This window comes from Streptomyces sp. R818 (assembly GCF_056172735.1).
In genome coordinates this window covers 753,704-769,203 of record NZ_JAOCNE010000006.1, presented here as the reverse complement: position 1 = coordinate 769,203, position 15,500 = coordinate 753,704, and the positions used below count along the sequence as shown (strand labels likewise).

Here is a 15,500-nt window from a genome sequence, read left to right as displayed (position 1 = left end):
CCCGCGAGCGGTTCAATGAACGCCGCCTAGAACAACGGCAGTTGTCCGGGGACGTGCGGTACCTCGTACCCGTCGAGCGTGTCCTGCACCGCCCCGAGCTGGGCCCTGCGGCGAGAGCCGGGGCAGGACACCAGTTCGCCCGCGGCGCGGGCGCCCGGCGGGTCGTGGCGGGCGAAGCGGCCCCCGACGACGGCGATGTCGCGACGGCACTCGGGGCAGGCGCGGCGGCGGGACGCCGAGGGCATCGGTGACGCGGTCGACGTGGATGACATGGGTGACATGAGACAAGTCTGCGTCGTGATCGCCGCGGGCACACGAGGAAGCGTTGCTCGGCCTTTCCGGCGCACAGGGTTGAGCGCGTTCATGTTGAACCCAGACGCTCGAACACCCGTATGCACCAGGCCGGTTCATCAGCCTCCCTGCGGCCCATGCGTCGCACGCAAGCGCTGCTGGCGCGGCGCCGACGGGCCGGTGCGGGGGTGGACCAGGGAACGGGCGCCCGGTAGACCCGTACCGCATGGACGATCACGCGTCACCCGCATGGCGCCTCACACCGCCCGAGACGGCCCCCGACCCCGCCCTGGCGGCTCAGGCCCTGCGCCTGCTCTCCGAGCGCTTTCCGCACGCCCTGGGGGCCGTGCTGGGCGGCTCGGCGGCGCGGGGCCGCGCGCGGCCGACCAGCGACCTGGATCTGGCGGTCCTGCTGCCCGACGACGACACCAGTCGCCGCGAGGTGCTGCGCCACGAGGGAAGGCCGGTCGAACTCTTCCTGCGCACCCTTGGCGACCTCCCCGCCGGCTTCGAACGGGACCGCCGCCTGCGCCGCGGCACGGTTCTGTTCGTCTACGAGGAGGGCGTCCCGCTGCTCGATCCGTACGGGCACGTCTCCGCGGCCCGTGAGCGCGCCCGTGAACTCCTCGCGGCGGGCCCCGCCCCGCTGACCCCGGCCGAGCGGGAGCGCAGCCGCTACGTCCTGACCTGCTTCATGGACGATCTGCTCGACACTGCGCCGAACGAGCGGTACGAGCAGTTGGCCACCGCCGATTCCGCGCTGCGTGAGGCGGCTCACCTGCTGACCGCGCACCACGGCGCCTGGACGGGCATCGGCCGCTGGCTCCCCCGCCGCCTGCTGGCCGCGGACCCGGTCCTGGGCGCGGCCCTGCTCTCCGGCCACCGCACGGTCGCGGAGGACGCCGACCCGGGTCCGCTGGCGGCAGCGGCGGAGAGGGTCCTGGATCTCGTCGGAGGGCCGCTGCGCGAGGGCTACGTAGAGCCGTACTGAGGGCGCCGGGACCCCGGACACGACGAAGCCCCCTCCGGAATCCGGAGGGGGCTTCCCCCAAGTGTGGCGGCGCCAGGATTCGAACCTGGGAAGGCTGAGCCGGCAGATTTACAGTCTGCTCCCTTTGGCCGCTCGGGCACACCGCCTTGGGTTCGCTGCCTTGTGCTCCGCTCGGTGGCGGTGCTCGCTGGCAACGACGTAAACAATACCCGATGCACAGGGGTGCTTCGCCACCCGATTGATCGACAGTGACGCGCCGGGCGGTGGCTAGGCTTTGCACGCGGCGCGGTGCCTCGGTGCGCGCCCGACCCGAAGCCGATCAGATCCTGGTCGGAATGCGGTCGGAATCCGATCAGTCCCCGATACAAGGAGCCACAGGACATGGCCGACTCCAGTTTCGACATCGTCTCGAAGGTCGAGCGGCAGGAGGTCGACAACGCCCTCAACCAGGCCGGCAAGGAGATCTCGCAGCGCTACGACTTCAAGAACGTGGGCGCTTCCATCTCCTGGTCCGGCGAGAAGATCCTCATGGAGGCCAACTCCGAGGAGCGGGTCAAGGCCATCCTCGACGTCTTCCAGTCCAAGCTGGTCAAGCGCGGCATCTCGCTGAAGGCGCTGGACGCCGGTGAGCCGCAGCTCTCCGGCAAGGAGTACAAGATCTTCGCCTCCATCGAGGAGGGCATCTCGCAGGAGAACGCCAAGAAGGTGGCGAAGATCATCCGCGATGAGGGCCCCAAGGGCGTCAAGGCGCAGGTGCAGGGCGAGGAGCTGCGGGTCAGCTCCAAGAGCCGGGACGACCTCCAGGCCGTACAGGCGCTGCTCAAGGGCCAGGACTTCGACTTCGCGCTGCAGTTCGTGAACTACCGGTAGAACGCGTAGAACGTCCCCCACGCGCGTGGGATGCGAAGGGGCGGCACCCTGCCAGGTGCCGCCCCTTCCCGTTGTCCGCTGTCGGCAGGCCGCCGCGCCGCGCTCAGCGGCGTGCGCGCGAGTCGCCGAAGAAGATGCGGTAGACGATCAGGAGGACGAGAGCCCCGCCGATCGCGGAGACCCAGGTCGCGGTGTCGTAGAAGTCCTTGGTGATCGGGCGGTCGAGCCAGCGGGACGATATCCAGCCGCCGATGAAGGCGCCCGCCACACCGATGAGCGTGGTGCCGACCAGGCCGCCCGGGTCGCGGCCCGGGAGCAGGAGTTTGGCGACGGCACCGGCGAGCAGTCCGAGAATGATCCAGCTGATGATGCCCATACCGTGTTCTGCCCCTCTGTCGTGCCGCGTCGTGCGGGGTTGCCCTGTCGCACTGTTGCCCGGAAGGACGTGGAACAGGCGCGCGACGGTTGCGTGCGCGAGGTGCTCGCGGTGTTCAGCCCGCCGTGAACGGGCGGTCCGTGGAGACGATCTCGCGGCCCAGCGGCATCAGCGACACGGGGATCAGCTTGAAGTTGGCGATGCCGAACGGGATGCCGATGATCGTGACGCACAGGGCGATGCCGGTGACGATGTGCGCGAGCGCCAGCCACCAGCCGGCCAGGACCAGCCAGAGGACATTGCCCACGCAGGAGGGCGCGCCCGCGTCCCTGCGCTCGACCGTCGTGTACCCGAAGGGCCACAGGGCGTAGACACCGATCCGGAACGCCGCCACGCCGAACGGGATACCGATGATCGTGATGCACAGCAGCACGCCCGCGAGCAGGTAGCCGAGGAACAGCCAGAAGCCGCTCAGGACGAGCCAGATGACGTTCAGGATTGTCTTCACTGGTGGCGACCTGCCATCTGCTCGAGGCGGGAGATCCGCTCCGCCATGGGCGGGTGGGTGGAGAACATCTTCGACATCCCCTGGCCGGGGCGGAACGGGTTGGCGATCATCATGTGGCTGGCCGTCTCGATGCGCGGCTCGGGCGGCAGCGGGAGCTGCTTGGTGCCCGCGTCGAGCTTGCGCAGGGCGCTCGCCAGGGCCAGGGGGTCGCCGGTCAGCTGGGCGCCGGAGGCGTCGGCCTCGTACTCCCGCGAGCGGCTGATGGCGAGCTGGATGAGGGAGGCGGCGAGCGGACCCAGGAGCATGATCAGCAGCATGCCGAAGATGCCGGGGCCGTCGTCGTCGTTCGAGCGGCCGACCGGGATCAGCCAGGCGAAGTTGACCAGGAACATGATCACGGAGGCGAGCGCTCCGGCGACCGAGGAGATCAGGATGTCGCGGTTGTAGACGTGGCTGAGCTCGTGCCCGATGACGCCGCGCAGCTCGCGCTCGTCCAGGATGCGCAGGATGCCGTCGGTGCAGCACACCGCCGCATTGCGCGGGTTGCGGCCCGTCGCGAACGCGTTCGGTGCCTCCGTCGGGGAGATGTACAGCCGCGGCATCGGCTGGCGGGCCTGGGTGGAGAGCTCGCGGACCATGCGGTAGAGCGCGGGCGCCTCGAACTCGCTGACCGGGCGGGCCCGCATCGCGCGCAGGGCCAGCTTGTCGCTGTTCCAGTACGCGTACGCGTTCGTCCCGATCGCGATGACGAGGCCGATGACGAGCCCGGTACGGCCGAAAAAGCTGCCGATGACGAGGATGAGGGCGGAGAGGCCCCCGAGAAGTACGGCTGTCTTCAACCCGTTGTGCCGGCGGTGCACGGTACGTCCTCCTGATGGTGCGGCAGGGGAACCCACTGCTTGCTCACTGCTTCCACTGGGCCCCGCGATTCGGTGCGGGTGGCTGCGGTTGCCTGTCCCTAGTGGACCCTCCCGTACTGGTCAACGCCAGACGAGCGGGACTAGTTCCCTTGTGCGCGCTCCAGGAGCGGAGGTTCCGGTAGGCCGTACGGGTCAGTGGGCCGGCCGGGTCGGTGAGGCCGGGTCAGTGCTGCTGGGGCAGCAGGCCCGCGATCTCCAACGCCTTGTGGTCGGGCTCGATCTCGCTGGTGCAGTTCGGGCAGCGGCTGGCGACGCCGGGGATCTGGCTGAAGCAGCGGGGGCAGTCGCGCAGGGCGGCCTTGATGTCGATCGGCTTGTTGCGGTCGGCCCGGGCCGTGATCTTCATCATCGGCACGACGATCAGGAAGTACAGGACCGCGGCGGTGATGAAGAAGGCGATGCCGGCGTTGATGAACTTCCCGTACGGGTACCTCACGCCCTCGAAGGTGAAGTAGGCGTCCGAGTAGTTGCCGATGGAGCCGGTCGCCCAGCCCAGGAGCGGTGTGATGAAGGCGGCGGTGAAAGCGGTCACAAGGGCCGTGAACGCCGACCCGACGGCGAGACCCACCGCCATGGAGACGATGTTGCCACGAAGAATGAAGTCCTTGAAACCGGTCAGCACGCTGCTGCTCCTGGGAAGTGTGACGGTGGGGGGAAGGCCTGGTGGCTGCGGAATCTGTGGTGCCATCTGCGTCTTCGGTGTCGTCCGTATCTGTCGTCGTCTGTGACTGCTGCGACCCAGAAACGTACCAAACCAGGGCTTTAGGCGGCTGCCGCGTTACGAGAACAGTCCACTGTCCACAAAGTGAAGGATCAGTTGTGGAGCCCCGGAGAGGGCCACTCCGACGACCGCCGTCACGGCGATGGCCGCGGTGAGCGGCATGGAGGCCCGGTACGCGGCCGGCTCGCCCTCCGGAGCGCGGAACAAGGCCGCGGTCCACTGCAGGTAGTAATAGAGCGCGATGACGACGTTCACGGCCATGACGACGGCGAGCCAGCCGAGCCCCGCGTCGACGGCGGCCGAGAAGACGGTGACCTTCGCGAAGAGGCCGATGACGCCCGGCGGGAGCCCGGCGAGGCACAGCAGGAAGAAGCCCAGGACGAGCGCGGCGAGCGGACGGGCGGCGTACAGCCCCCGGTAGTCGCTCACGCGGTTCAGCGGCTTCGTACGGGCGACCAGGGCGGCCACGGCGAACGCGCCCAGGTTCACGGCGGCGTACATGAGGGCGTAGGCGAGCGTGGAGCCGATCGACTTCTGCGGGTCGTCTGAGTACGCGGCCGAGGCGATCGGCACGAGGAGGTACCCGGCCTGGCCGACCGAGGACCAGGCGAGGAGGCGGACGGCGCTGTACGCGCGCGTGGCCTGCTGGCGCAGGGCGGCCACATTGCCGATCGTCATCGTCAGGGCGGCGAGGGCGGCGAGCGCCGGGCCCCACACGTCGGCGTACGAGGGGAACGCGACGACCGTGACGAGGATGAGACCGGTGAAGCCGACGGCCTTGCCGATGACCGACAGGTAGGCGGCGATCGGCAGGGGCGCGCCCACGTAGGTGTCCGGCACCCAGAAGTGGAACGGCACGGCGGCCGTCTTGAAGGCGAAGCCCACGAGGGTGAGGGCGACGCCCGCCTGCGCGAGGGTGTGGAACTGGCCGCCCACGCGCGTGAGTTCGGTGGCGACCTCCGTGAGGTGCAGGGTGCCCGTGGCCGCGTAGACGAAGCTGACGCCGAGGAGGGTGACGGCCGTGGCGGTGACCGACGACAGGAAGAACTTCAGGGCCGCGTCGGAGGAGCGCCGGTCGTCGCGCTTGAGGCCCACCAGGGCGAAGGCGGGCAGTGAGGCGACCTCCAGGGCGACGACGAGCGTGGCGAGATCGCGGGAGGCGGGCAGGAGGGCGGCGCCCGCGGCGGAGGAGAGCAGGAGGAACCAGAACTCCCCGTCGGGGAGCGGCCTGTTCGTGTTCTTCGCGTCCTTGAGGGTGCTCATCGAGAGCAGCGCCGTGACCAGCGCGCCGGCGAGAACGAGGAACTGGACGACGAGCGTGAAACGGTCCGCCGTGTAGCTGCACGCCTCGCGCGCGCCGGTGAGGCAGAACGTGGAGCGGTCGTCGCCGATCAGCGGCAGCAGGGCGAGTCCGGCGGCGGCCAGGCCCGCGACGGAGAGCCAGCCGAGGACCGGCTTGCGCCGCTCGTCCAGGAACAGGTCGGCGACCAGGACGACGAGGGCGACGGCCGCCGCGATCGTCGGCGGGGCGATCGCGGCCCAGTCGACGGACTGGACGAGGGAGGCCACGGAGGGCGCGGCGTCGGCGGTCACTGGAGGCCTCCTGCGAGGAGCTTCTGCACGGCCGGGTCGGTGAGGCCGAGCAGCGCGGCGGGCCACAGACCCGCCACGACGGTGAGGGCGGCGAGCGGCGTCCAGGCGGCGAACTCGTAGCCCTGCACGTCGGGGAACGCGTCACCTCGCACGCCGGACAGGTCCTTGCTCCGTGCGCCGGAGAGGCCGTCACCCTGTGCGCCGGAGAGGCCCTCCCCCTGTGCGTCGGTGAGTGAGGGCGCCTCGTGGTCGCGCGGGCCCATGCAGACGCGGCGGACCACCAGGAGCATGTACGCGGCGGTGAGCAGGGTGCCGAGCGCGGCGATGGACATGAACACGAGGAACGCCGGGCGGCTGAGCCCGTCGGCGGGCTTGAACGCGCCGAACAGGGCGAGCATCTCGCCCCAGAATCCGGCGAGTCCGGGCAGTCCGAGCGAGGCGACGGCGGCGAACGCGAGGAGGCTGCCGAGGCGCGGGGCCTTGCCGTAGAGGGCCATGCCGCTCTGCTCGGAAAGGGTGTCGAGGTCGCTGGTGCCGGCCCGGTCCTTGAGGGCGCCGACGAGGAAGAAGAGCAGGCCGGTGATGAGGCCGTGGGCGATGTTGGCGAACAGCGCGCCGTTCACGCCGGTCGGGCTCATCGTGGCGATGCCGAGCAGGACGAAGCCCATGTGGCCGACGGAGGAGTACGCGATGAGGCGCTTGAGGTCGCCCCTCGCGCCCTGCTTGACGAGGTTCAGACAGGCCAGGGACCCGTAGATGATCCCGACGACGGCGAACGCGGCGAGGTACGGGGCGAACGTCCGCATCCCGTCGGGCGCGATCGGCAGCAGGATGCGGACGAACCCGTACGTACCCATCTTCAGCAGGACACCGGCGAGAAGGACCGAGCCGACGGTCGGGGCGGCGGTGTGGGCGTCCGGCAGCCAGCTGTGCAGCGGCCACATCGGGGTCTTCACGGCGAGCCCGATCCCGATCGCCAGAACGGCGATGACCTGCACGGATGTGGTCAGGCCCCGGCCATTGTCAGTGGCGAGTGCCAGCATGTCGAACGTGCCCGACTTCACACCGATAAGGAGGAGACCGAGCAGCATCACGACCGAGCCGAGCAGCGTGAACAGGATGAACTTCCAGGCCGCCGCTGTCCGTTCGGCTCCGCCCCAGCGGGCGATGAGGAAGTACATCGGGATGAGGACCATCTCGAACGCGAGGAAGAAGAGGAGGAGGTCCAGGACGGCGAAGGTGGCGAGCGTGCCCGATTCCAGGAGCAGGATCAGCGCGACGAAGGCCTGGGGGGACGCACCGCTCGGCGGCTTGAAGTAGGAGTACAGCGCGCAGAGGAAGGTCAGCAGCGCCGTGAGCACCAGGAGGGGGAGAGAGATGCCGTCGACACCGAGGTGGATCCGCACGTCGAGCGCGGGGATCCAGCTGATGTCGGTCGTGGCCTGCATCTGCTGTGCCTGGGCGGGGGTGTCGTGGTCGAACCCCAGCGCCAGGACGATCGCGGCGATGAGGATCACGCCGGTCACGGTCACGCCGTGGCGGAGCACGGCCTGGGCCGGGGACTTCCCCTTCAGTCCGGGCGGGGCGGGCAGGAGAGCGGCGACGGCGCCGATGAGCGGCCCGACGACGATCAATGCGAGAAGGAACTGCATCACGGATTCGCTGATATCGATCACGGCTGCTCACGCTCCGGCGGTGGCGACGAGGACGACGGCGACCACCAGGACGACGGTGCCTGCGAGCAGTGCGCTGAGGTAGGTCTGGACGTTGCCGGTCTGGGCGCGGCGCACGGCCCAGCCGAGCGCCTTCGGGGCCTCGGCGGCGGCGCGCACGTAGGTGTCGACGACCGTGCGGTCGAGGAAGCGGACCAGGGTGGCCGCGGACCGGACCGGGCGGACGAACACCGTCGAGTAGAGGGCGTCGAGGTGGAATCCGGCGGCGGCGTGCGGGTGGAGCCTGCCGAGCAGCAGACGCCCCGGGTCGGCCGGGTCGGCGGCACCCGCGATGGATCCGTACGCGGCCGTGTGCGAGGCGATCGCCTCGGCCTCGACCAGGCCGCCGTCCCCGGAGTCGGTGTCGACGGCGACGGCACCGATCGGGGTCCGGCGCGCGTCCATCGCGGTGGTGTGGCGCCAGGCCCCGTACGTGACCAGGCCGCCGACGAGCGCGAAGCCGGTACCGATGACGGAGGTGGTCAGGGTCGGGGTGAGGGAGCGGCCGTCGAACCAGTCGGGCAGGACGCCCGTGGCCAGACCGAGAGCGAGGGAGGGGACGGCGAGGACCCACAGGACGGCGTTCATCGTCACCGGTTGCTTGCCGTGGTCCGGAGCCGGTGTGCCCCGGCCGTTGAAGGCGAGGAGCCACAGGCGGGTCGCGTAGGCGGCGGTGAGCAGGGCCGTGATCAGGCCCGCGACGAGGACGATCCACCCCGAGGCGACCGGGACGGCGTGCTCGTGGCCGGTCGCGGTGTGCTCGGCGGCGCCGAGGACGGCCTCCTTGGAGAAGAAGCCGCTGAAGGGCGGGATCGCGGCGAGCGCGAGCAGCGCCACGGTCATCGTCCAGAAGGCGTCGGGGACGCGGTCGCGGAGCTTGTCCATCCGGGCCATCGCGGCCAGGGAGTTGGTGCCGGCGGCGTGGATGATCACGCCCGCCGCGAGGAAGAGGAGCGCCTTGAAGGCGCCGTGGGTGAGGAGGTGGAAGACGGCGGCGCTGCGGTCGCCGACGGCGAGGGCGCCGGTCATGTAGCCGAGCTGGCCGATCGTCGAGTAGGCGAGGACGCGCTTGATGTCGTCCTGGGCGAGGGCGGCGAGGGCCGACCCGGTCATGGTCACGGCGGCCATGACGGCGAGGACGATCAGGGCCGCGCGGGAGGCGGCGAAGACCGGGAGGAGGCGGGCGACGAAGTAGACGCCGGCGGCGACCATCGTCGCGGCGTGGATCAGCGCGGAGACGGGCGTGGGGCCCGCCATCGCGTCGGGCAGCCAGGTGTGCAGCGGGAACTGCGCCGACTTGCCCGCCACGCCCGCGAGGAGGAGCAGGGCGATGAGGGTGGGGTGGTCGAGGCCGCCCGCGCTCGTGGCCTTGCCCAGGATCGTCGTGATGCGGAAGGAGCCCGCGTCGGTGGCGAGGGCGAACAGGCCGATGAGGAAGGGGACGTCGCCGAGTTTCGTGACGAGGAAGGCCTTCAGGGAGGCGGCCCGCGCCTCGGGGGTCTCCCAGTAGTGGCCGACGAGGAAGTAGGAGCAGATGCCCATGACTTCCCAGCCGACGAGCAGCACCATCAGGTCGCCCGAGTAGACGACGAGGAGCATGGCGGAGGTGAAGAGGGAGACGAGAGCGGCGTACGAGGGGTAGCGCGGGTCGTCGCGGAGGTAGCCGGTCGAGTAGAGCTGGACGCAGGTCGCGACGAGGGCGACCAGGACGGCGACGAGGGCGGCGAAGCCGTCGATGTGCAGGGCCAGTTCGATCGGCACGGAGCCGGTCGGGGTGAGTTGGGTGTGCGCGTCGAGGGCCCGGGTGCCGTCGCCGGTGCCGCCGCCCTGCCGGACCGCGACGGCGATGGCGAGGACCAGCGCGGCGACGGTCGGCAGCACGGCCAGCGGGCGGACGAAGCCGGGGGCGGTACGGCCGAGGGCCAGGCCCGCGGCGGCGCCGAGGAACGGCAGGAGGGGGACGAGGACGGCGAGGGTGGTGGTGGTCACGCGGTGGCCTCGGCCTTCTTGTCCGGACCGGCCGGGGTGCCGGGTGCGGCCGCGGCGGCGCCGGCCGGGTCGTGCGGACCGGCGGGGCCGTACGGGCCGTCGTCCGGCTCGTGCGGGTCGTCGTCCGGGTCGTGGGGCTCGGCGGAGTCGCGGAGCTTGTCGATGTCGGCGGTGCCGCGGTTGCGGTGGACGGCCAGGACGATCGCCAGGCCGATACCGATCTCGGCGGCGGCGATGGCGATGGTGAACAGGGTCAGCGCCTGACCGGAGTGGAGGGCGTCGCGGAGCCAGACGTCGAAGGCGACGAGGTTGAGGTTGACGGCGTTGAGCATCAGCTCGACGGACATCAGGACCAGGATCGCGTTGCGGCGGGCCAGGACTCCGTACAGGCCCGTGCAGAAGAGGAGGGCGGCGAGGACGGCGGGATAGGCGAGGTGCATCAGCGGTCGCCCTCCCGGCGGGTCGAGCGGGTGGCGGCGGTGGGAACCGGGTGGGTGCCGGATGCGGCCGCGTCCTTCTTGCGGGACAGGACGATCGCGCCGACCAGGGCGGCGAGGAGGAGGACCGAGAGCGCTTCGAAGGGCAGGACCCAGTGCCGGAACAGGACGGAACCGGTGACGGCCGTGTTGCCCTGGGCGGCGCCGTCCAGGTCGATCCAGGTGGTGCGGAAGGCGTCGACGACGACCCAGACCAGGGCGGCGGCGGCGACGACCGCCACGGCCAGGGCGGCCCACCGGTTGGGGCTGTCCGCGTCCGGTGAGCGGCCGATCGGGGCGCGGGTCAGCATCAGGCCGAAGAGGAGGAGGACGACGACGGAACCGACGTAGATCAGCACCTGCACCCACGCGATGAACTCCGCGGTCAGCAGGAGGTACTCGACGGCGAGCCCGCCGAGCGCGACGACCAGCCACAGAGCGGCGTGCACCAGTTGCTTCGTGGTGACGGTGACGATCGCGGCGCCGAAGGTGACCAGGCCGACGAGGAGGAAGGCGATCTCGACGCCGGTCGGGGAGAGGAAGCCGTGCTGTTCGGCGGCCAAGGTGACGGTCGTCCGGAACGGGGTCGCGGCGGGGCTCATGCGGTCTGCCCTCCGTTGTCCGGAGTGTCCCGGGGCGCCGCCGGGGCTGCCTCCGCTGCCTGCGCCGAATCCGCTGTCTTTGCCGACTCCGCTGCTTGCGCCGCCGCCAGCTTGTCGGCCGTCTTGCGGGCTGCCGCCAGCTCCTTCGGCTCCTCGGAGGCGGGGTCGAGGGCGGGCGGGGACGGGACGGTCCACATCCACTCGCGGAGCTTGTCGCGCTCGTGGGTGAGGTCGCGGATGTCGGTCTCGGCGTACTCGAACTCCGGGGACCAGAACAGCGCGTCGAAGGGGCAGACCTCGATGCAGATGCCGCAGTACATGCAGAGGGAGAAGTCGATGGCGAAGCGGTCGAGGACGTTGCGGCTGCGTTCGCGGCCGCCCTCGACGGCGGCCGGGACCGTCTCCTTGTGGGAGTCGATGTAGATGCACCAGTCGGGGCACTCGCGGGCGCAGAGCATGCAGACCGTGCAGTTCTCCTCGAACAGGCCGATCACGCCGCGCGTGCGGGGCGGGAGTTCGGGCTGGGCGTCCGGGTACTGCTCGGTGACGGTCTTCCGCGTCATCGTGCGGAGGGTGACGGCGAGGCCCTTGGCCAGGCCGGACCCGGGGATCGGGGGCACTAGTTGATCGCCACCTTCACGATTCCGGTGAGCGCGATCTGCGCGAGGGCGAGGGGGATGAGTGTGGTCCAGGCGAGTTTCTGGAGCTGGTCCTCGCGCAGGCGCGGGTAGGACACGCGCAGCCAGATGACGACGAAGGCGAGGACCGCCGTCTTGAGCAGGGTCCAGACCCAGCCGAGGCCGTCGGCGCCCCAGGGGCCGTGCCAGCCGCCCAGGAAGAGGACGGTGGTCAAGCCGCACAGGACGACGATGCCCGCGTACTCGGCGAGGAGGAAGAGCGCGAAGCGCAGCCCGGTGTACTCCGTGTACGCGCCGAAGATGATCTCGGAGTCGGCGACGGGCATGTCGAACGGGGGGCGTTGCAGTTCGGCGAGGCCCGCCACGAAGAAGACCAGGGCGCCCACGATCTGCCAGGGCAGCCACCACCACTCGAACGCGTCGAGGATGCCGGTCAGCGAGACCGTGCCCGCGGCCATCGCCACGGACGCTGCCGCGAGCAGCATGGGGAGCTCGTAGGCGAGGAGCTGCGCCGCCGTGCGCAAGCCGCCGAGCAGGGAGAACTTGTTGGCGCTCGCCCAGCCCGCCATCAGCGAGCCGAGCACGCCGACGCCCATCACCGCGAGCACGAAGAAGATGCCCGCGTCGATGGCCTGGCCGACCGCGCCGTCGCCCGGGCCCACCGGGATCGCCAGCAGGACGAGGAGGTACGGCAGCAGAGCCACGGCCGGGGCGAGCTGGAAGACGCGGCGGTCGGCGTCCGCCGGGACCACGTCCTCCTTCTGCGCGAACTTGACGCCGTCGGCGACCAGTTGGGCCCAGCCGTGGAAGCCGCCCGCGTACATGGGGCCCAGGCGGCCCTGCATGTGGGCCATCACCTTGTGCTCGGTCTGGCCGACGATCAGCGGCAGCACCAGGAAGGCGACGAAGACGACGACGAGCCGCAAGGCGACATCGAGCACGTCATTCACGGCGTGCCTCCGGCGGTTGTGTCGGGCTTGGTCGGGTCCGGAGCGGTTGTGTTGGGCTCGGGCGAGTCCGGGACGGTTGTCTCGGGCTTGGGCGAGTCCGGGGCGGTTGTGTCGGGCTCGGTCGGGTCCGGGGCGGTTGTGTCGGGCTCGGGCGAGTCCGGAGCGGTCGCATCAGGCTCGGCCGACTCCGGCCCGGCCGGGTCAGGGCCGGTCGTGTCCGGCTTGGGCGAGCCCGGGTCGGTCCGGTCCGGCGTGGTCGAATCCGGGGCGGTCCGGTCCGGCATGACCGAATCCGGGGCGGTCCGGTCCGGCGCGGCCGAGTCCGGTGTGGGCGCGCCCGGTGTGGGCGCGTCCGGTGTGGGCGCGCCCGGCGCGGCCGAGTTGTCTTCGTCGTCGGGGCCGGCGTTCGGCCTGCCCCCCGGCTCTGTTGCCGGCGCGGCCTCGGTCGGCTCGGTCCCGGGGCCGGCGACCGGCTCAGCCTCCGCCCCGGGGCTCGGCGCCCGCGCCGGTTCCGGCGGGGTTTCGTCGAACGCCGGTTTGGCGTTGTGCCAGGGGGCGTCCGAGGGGCGGGGCCTGCTCGGGGCCTGGGGCTCCGTTCCCTGCTCCGGTTCGGCCGGCCGTTGGCTCGCCGACCCCTCCGACGCACTCCGCGAACGCCGCGCGGGCCTCGCGGCAGTCTTCGGAGCAGCCGCGCTCGTCCCCTCCGGAGAACCCGCCACCTGGCTCGCCGACCCCTCCGACACACTCCGCGAACGCCGCGCGGGCCTCGCAGGAGTCTCCGGAGCAGCAGCCGCGCTCCCCTCCCCCGGAGAACCCGCCGCCTGGCTGGCCGAGCCCGCGCTCGCCGAACGGCTGCGCCGCACCGGATGCTCCCCGGGGCCACCGGCCGCCGCGCCCCGTGCCGCCCCTCGCGCAGGCCGCGCGGGCGCAGGCGGGAGTTGGCCCTTCAGGGGACCCCACTCGTTCGGGTCCGGCACCCCGGGCGGCAGCATCTGGCGCCGCTTCGGCGCGGCGTGCCCGGCACCCGCACCCGCACCCGCACCCGCACCCGCCGAGGACTCCCCCGGCTCCTTCGCCCCCGGCCACGCCTTCGCGACCCGCGCCGCGAGGACGAAGTCCTTGCGGAGGGGGTGGCCCTCGAAGCCGTCGGGGAGGAGGAGCGGGACAAGGTGCGGATGTCCCTCGAAGGTGACGCCGAACATCTCGTGCGTCTCGCGCTCGTGCCAGGCCGCGCCCGCGTACACGTCGATCGCCGAGGCGAGCACCGGCGCGGAGTGCGGGACGGTCGTGCGCAGCAGGAGACGGCGGACGGAACCGGGGGCGACGGCCGCGACGTGCGCGCACACGCGGAACCCGGTCTCCGGTTCGTCGACGGCGCTCAGCCAGTCGAAGTAGGTGCAGCCCAGCCTCGTACGGGCCGTTTCGAGGGCGGTGGTCCAGGAGGCGGCGGGGACGTCGACCGTCAGGAGGTCGTACGCCTCCTCGACCGTCGCCTCGGCGCCGAACAGCTCCTCGACGGTGTCCGGCAGCCAGCTCACAGCTCCCCCTTGGGAGACACGGCAGGAGACGCGGCAGGAGACTTGGCAGGAGACACGGCAGGAGACTCGGCGGGCGGCCGCACGAGCCCGCTGCTCAGCGCCGCCGCCGACGGACGCCCGGCCGCCGCGTCCGCGGAAGCGGCCCCGTACCGCTCGCCGAGCGACTCGCGCGCGATCTTCTCCTGGAGCTTGAGGATGCCCTGGAGCAGCGCCTCGGGCCGGGGCGGGCACCCGGGCACGTACACGTCGACGGGGATGATCTGGTCGACGCCCTTGGTCACCGAGTACGAGTCCCAGTACGGGCCGCCGCAGTTGGAGCAGGCGCCGAAGGAGATGACGTACTTCGGTTCGGGCATCTGCTCGTACAGGCGCTTCACGGCCGGGGCCATCTTGTCGGTGACCGTGCCGGAGACGACCATCAGGTCGGCCTGGCGCGGGCCCGGCGCGAACGGGATGACGCCGAGCCGGATGAAGTCGTGGCGCGCCATGGACGCGGCGATGAACTCGATGGCGCAGCAGGCGAGGCCGAAGTTGAAGACCCAGAGGGAGTAGCGGCGGCCCCAGTTGAGGACCACCTTCATCGGCTCGGGCGCCAGGCGGGAGAGCACACCGAGGCGCTTCGGCTCCGGGAGGAGGACAGGAGCGGACTCGGGCTCTGGGGTCACAGGGCTCACGGAGGTCACAGGGCTCACGGGGCTCACGTCCATGCGAGGACGCCCTTCTTGTATGCGTACAGCAGGCCCACGGCGAGGAAGCCGAGGAAGATGAACATCTCCACGAGCGTCGTCGCGCCGTAGCCGGGCGCGGCGAAGACCGTCGCCCAGGGGAAGAGGAAGATCGAGTCGACGGCGAAGATCACGTAGAGGAAGGCGTAGACGTAGTAGCGGACCTGGGTGTGGGCCCAGCCCTCGCCGACGGGGTCGACGCCGCACTCGTACGTCAGGAGTTTCTCGGGGGTCGGCACCACCGGGCGAAGCAGCCGTCCCGCGCCGAAGGCGACCGCGACGAAGAGCACGCCGACGACGGCGAGCAGTCCGACCACCGAGTACGCGTGGAAGTAGTCGCCCGCGCCGACGGTCACGGCTGCCCCGTCCGTCACGTCCGTCACGCCCGTCGCCACGTCTGTCGGCACCTCTCTCGCCCCTCGCGTGTTCGTGTGTTCGTGTTCGACGATGTACGGACGGGAGTCTAGGGCCTGTTAAAGGGAGGGTAAGCAGCCCGTACGGAGCGCGGCGGCCGGAAGTGGCGCCGGGCCCCCTCCGGGGGTGGGGTTAACCCCCGTCCTTCCCCGGCAGTCCACCTCATGGCGGAGCGGCCCGCGCGCA

17 protein-coding genes and 1 tRNA gene are annotated in these 15,500 nt (G+C 71.3%); 2 read left to right on the top strand and 16 right to left on the bottom strand.

All coding sequences use genetic code 11. From position 1 onward, the window contains the following. Positions 1-26: 26 nt before the first annotated feature. Complete coding sequence (locus N5I75_RS19880; protein WP_476679556.1) at positions 27-245, bottom strand: hypothetical protein; 219 nt, start codon at positions 243-245, stop codon at positions 27-29. A 272-nt stretch (positions 246-517) separates the two neighbouring features. Between N5I75_RS19880 and N5I75_RS19875 the strand changes: the two genes are divergently transcribed. After that, positions 518-1,282 carry a nucleotidyltransferase domain-containing protein gene (locus N5I75_RS19875; protein ID WP_476679260.1) on the top strand — a complete coding sequence of 255 codons (765 nt, stop codon included), beginning with the start codon at positions 518-520 and terminating at the stop codon, positions 1,280-1,282. A gap of 64 nt (positions 1,283-1,346) precedes the next feature. Here N5I75_RS19875 and N5I75_RS19870 read toward each other — a convergent pair. Then, a tRNA-Tyr gene (locus N5I75_RS19870) sits at positions 1,347-1,428 on the bottom strand. A 235-nt stretch (positions 1,429-1,663) separates the two neighbouring features. On the opposite strand from N5I75_RS19870, the gene N5I75_RS19865 reads away from it, so the two are divergent. Next, a complete protein-coding gene (locus tag N5I75_RS19865) occupies positions 1,664-2,152 on the top strand; it encodes a YajQ family cyclic di-GMP-binding protein (RefSeq protein ID WP_190231134.1) in 489 nt (162 codons plus the stop codon). Between the two features lie 103 nt (positions 2,153-2,255). Here the strand turns inward: N5I75_RS19865 and N5I75_RS19860 are convergent, their stop codons facing one another. The 14 genes from N5I75_RS19860 to N5I75_RS19795 form a co-directional block, all read right to left on the bottom strand. Beyond that, entirely contained in the window at positions 2,256-2,528 is a 273-nt protein-coding gene (locus N5I75_RS19860; protein WP_476679259.1) for a GlsB/YeaQ/YmgE family stress response membrane protein, read from the bottom strand. A gap of 115 nt (positions 2,529-2,643) precedes the next feature. Continuing rightward, positions 2,644-3,036 carry a YccF domain-containing protein gene (locus N5I75_RS19855; RefSeq protein ID WP_476679258.1) on the bottom strand — a complete coding sequence of 131 codons (393 nt, stop codon included), beginning with the start codon at positions 3,034-3,036 and terminating at the stop codon, positions 2,644-2,646. Further along, the gene (htpX, locus tag N5I75_RS19850; protein WP_476679257.1) at positions 3,033-3,896 is read right to left on the bottom strand and encodes a zinc metalloprotease HtpX; all 864 of its coding nucleotides are present in this window, start codon (positions 3,894-3,896) and stop codon (positions 3,033-3,035) included. Before htpX ends, N5I75_RS19855 begins: the two co-directional genes overlap by 4 nt. 223 nt (positions 3,897-4,119) lie before the next feature. Beyond that, the gene (locus N5I75_RS19845) at positions 4,120-4,578 is read right to left on the bottom strand and encodes an MscL family protein (RefSeq protein ID WP_476679256.1); all 459 of its coding nucleotides are present in this window, start codon (positions 4,576-4,578) and stop codon (positions 4,120-4,122) included. 156 nt (positions 4,579-4,734) lie between these two features. After that, on the bottom strand, positions 4,735-6,270 hold the full coding sequence (locus tag N5I75_RS19840) for an NADH-quinone oxidoreductase subunit N (protein ID WP_476679255.1): 1,536 nt from the start codon (positions 6,268-6,270) through the stop codon (positions 4,735-4,737). Then, on the bottom strand, positions 6,267-7,946 hold the full coding sequence (locus N5I75_RS19835; protein WP_476679254.1) for a complex I subunit 4 family protein: 1,680 nt from the start codon (positions 7,944-7,946) through the stop codon (positions 6,267-6,269). The genes N5I75_RS19840 and N5I75_RS19835 overlap by 4 nt, the downstream gene beginning before the upstream one ends. Positions 7,947-7,952: 6 nt before the next feature. Continuing rightward, positions 7,953-9,971, bottom strand: a complete 2,019-nt coding sequence (locus tag N5I75_RS19830) for an NADH-quinone oxidoreductase subunit 5 family protein (RefSeq protein ID WP_476679253.1) — start codon at positions 9,969-9,971, stop codon at positions 7,953-7,955. Next, positions 9,968-10,411 carry an NADH-quinone oxidoreductase subunit NuoK gene (gene nuoK / locus N5I75_RS19825; RefSeq protein ID WP_476679252.1) on the bottom strand — a complete coding sequence of 148 codons (444 nt, stop codon included), beginning with the start codon at positions 10,409-10,411 and terminating at the stop codon, positions 9,968-9,970. The genes N5I75_RS19830 and nuoK overlap by 4 nt, the downstream gene beginning before the upstream one ends. Then, positions 10,411-11,049, bottom strand: coding sequence for an NADH-quinone oxidoreductase subunit J family protein (locus N5I75_RS19820; protein WP_476679251.1), 639 nt, complete (start codon positions 11,047-11,049; stop codon positions 10,411-10,413). Before N5I75_RS19820 ends, nuoK begins: the two co-directional genes overlap by 1 nt. Beyond that, entirely contained in the window at positions 11,046-11,669 is a 624-nt protein-coding gene (locus N5I75_RS19815; RefSeq protein ID WP_476679250.1) for a NuoI/complex I 23 kDa subunit family protein, read from the bottom strand. The genes N5I75_RS19820 and N5I75_RS19815 overlap by 4 nt, the downstream gene beginning before the upstream one ends. Then, complete coding sequence (locus tag N5I75_RS19810) at positions 11,669-12,637, bottom strand: complex I subunit 1/NuoH family protein (RefSeq protein WP_476679249.1); 969 nt, start codon at positions 12,635-12,637, stop codon at positions 11,669-11,671. The genes N5I75_RS19815 and N5I75_RS19810 overlap by 1 nt, the downstream gene beginning before the upstream one ends. After that, positions 12,634-14,175, bottom strand: coding sequence for an NADH-quinone oxidoreductase subunit C (locus N5I75_RS19805; RefSeq protein WP_476679248.1), 1,542 nt, complete (start codon positions 14,173-14,175; stop codon positions 12,634-12,636). Before N5I75_RS19805 ends, N5I75_RS19810 begins: the two co-directional genes overlap by 4 nt. Continuing rightward, the gene (locus N5I75_RS19800; RefSeq protein ID WP_476679247.1) at positions 14,172-14,882 is read right to left on the bottom strand and encodes an NADH-quinone oxidoreductase subunit B; all 711 of its coding nucleotides are present in this window, start codon (positions 14,880-14,882) and stop codon (positions 14,172-14,174) included. The genes N5I75_RS19805 and N5I75_RS19800 overlap by 4 nt, the downstream gene beginning before the upstream one ends. Then, on the bottom strand, positions 14,873-15,307 hold the full coding sequence (locus N5I75_RS19795; protein WP_476679246.1) for an NADH-quinone oxidoreductase subunit A: 435 nt from the start codon (positions 15,305-15,307) through the stop codon (positions 14,873-14,875). The genes N5I75_RS19800 and N5I75_RS19795 overlap by 10 nt, the downstream gene beginning before the upstream one ends. Positions 15,308-15,500 lie beyond the last annotated feature (193 nt).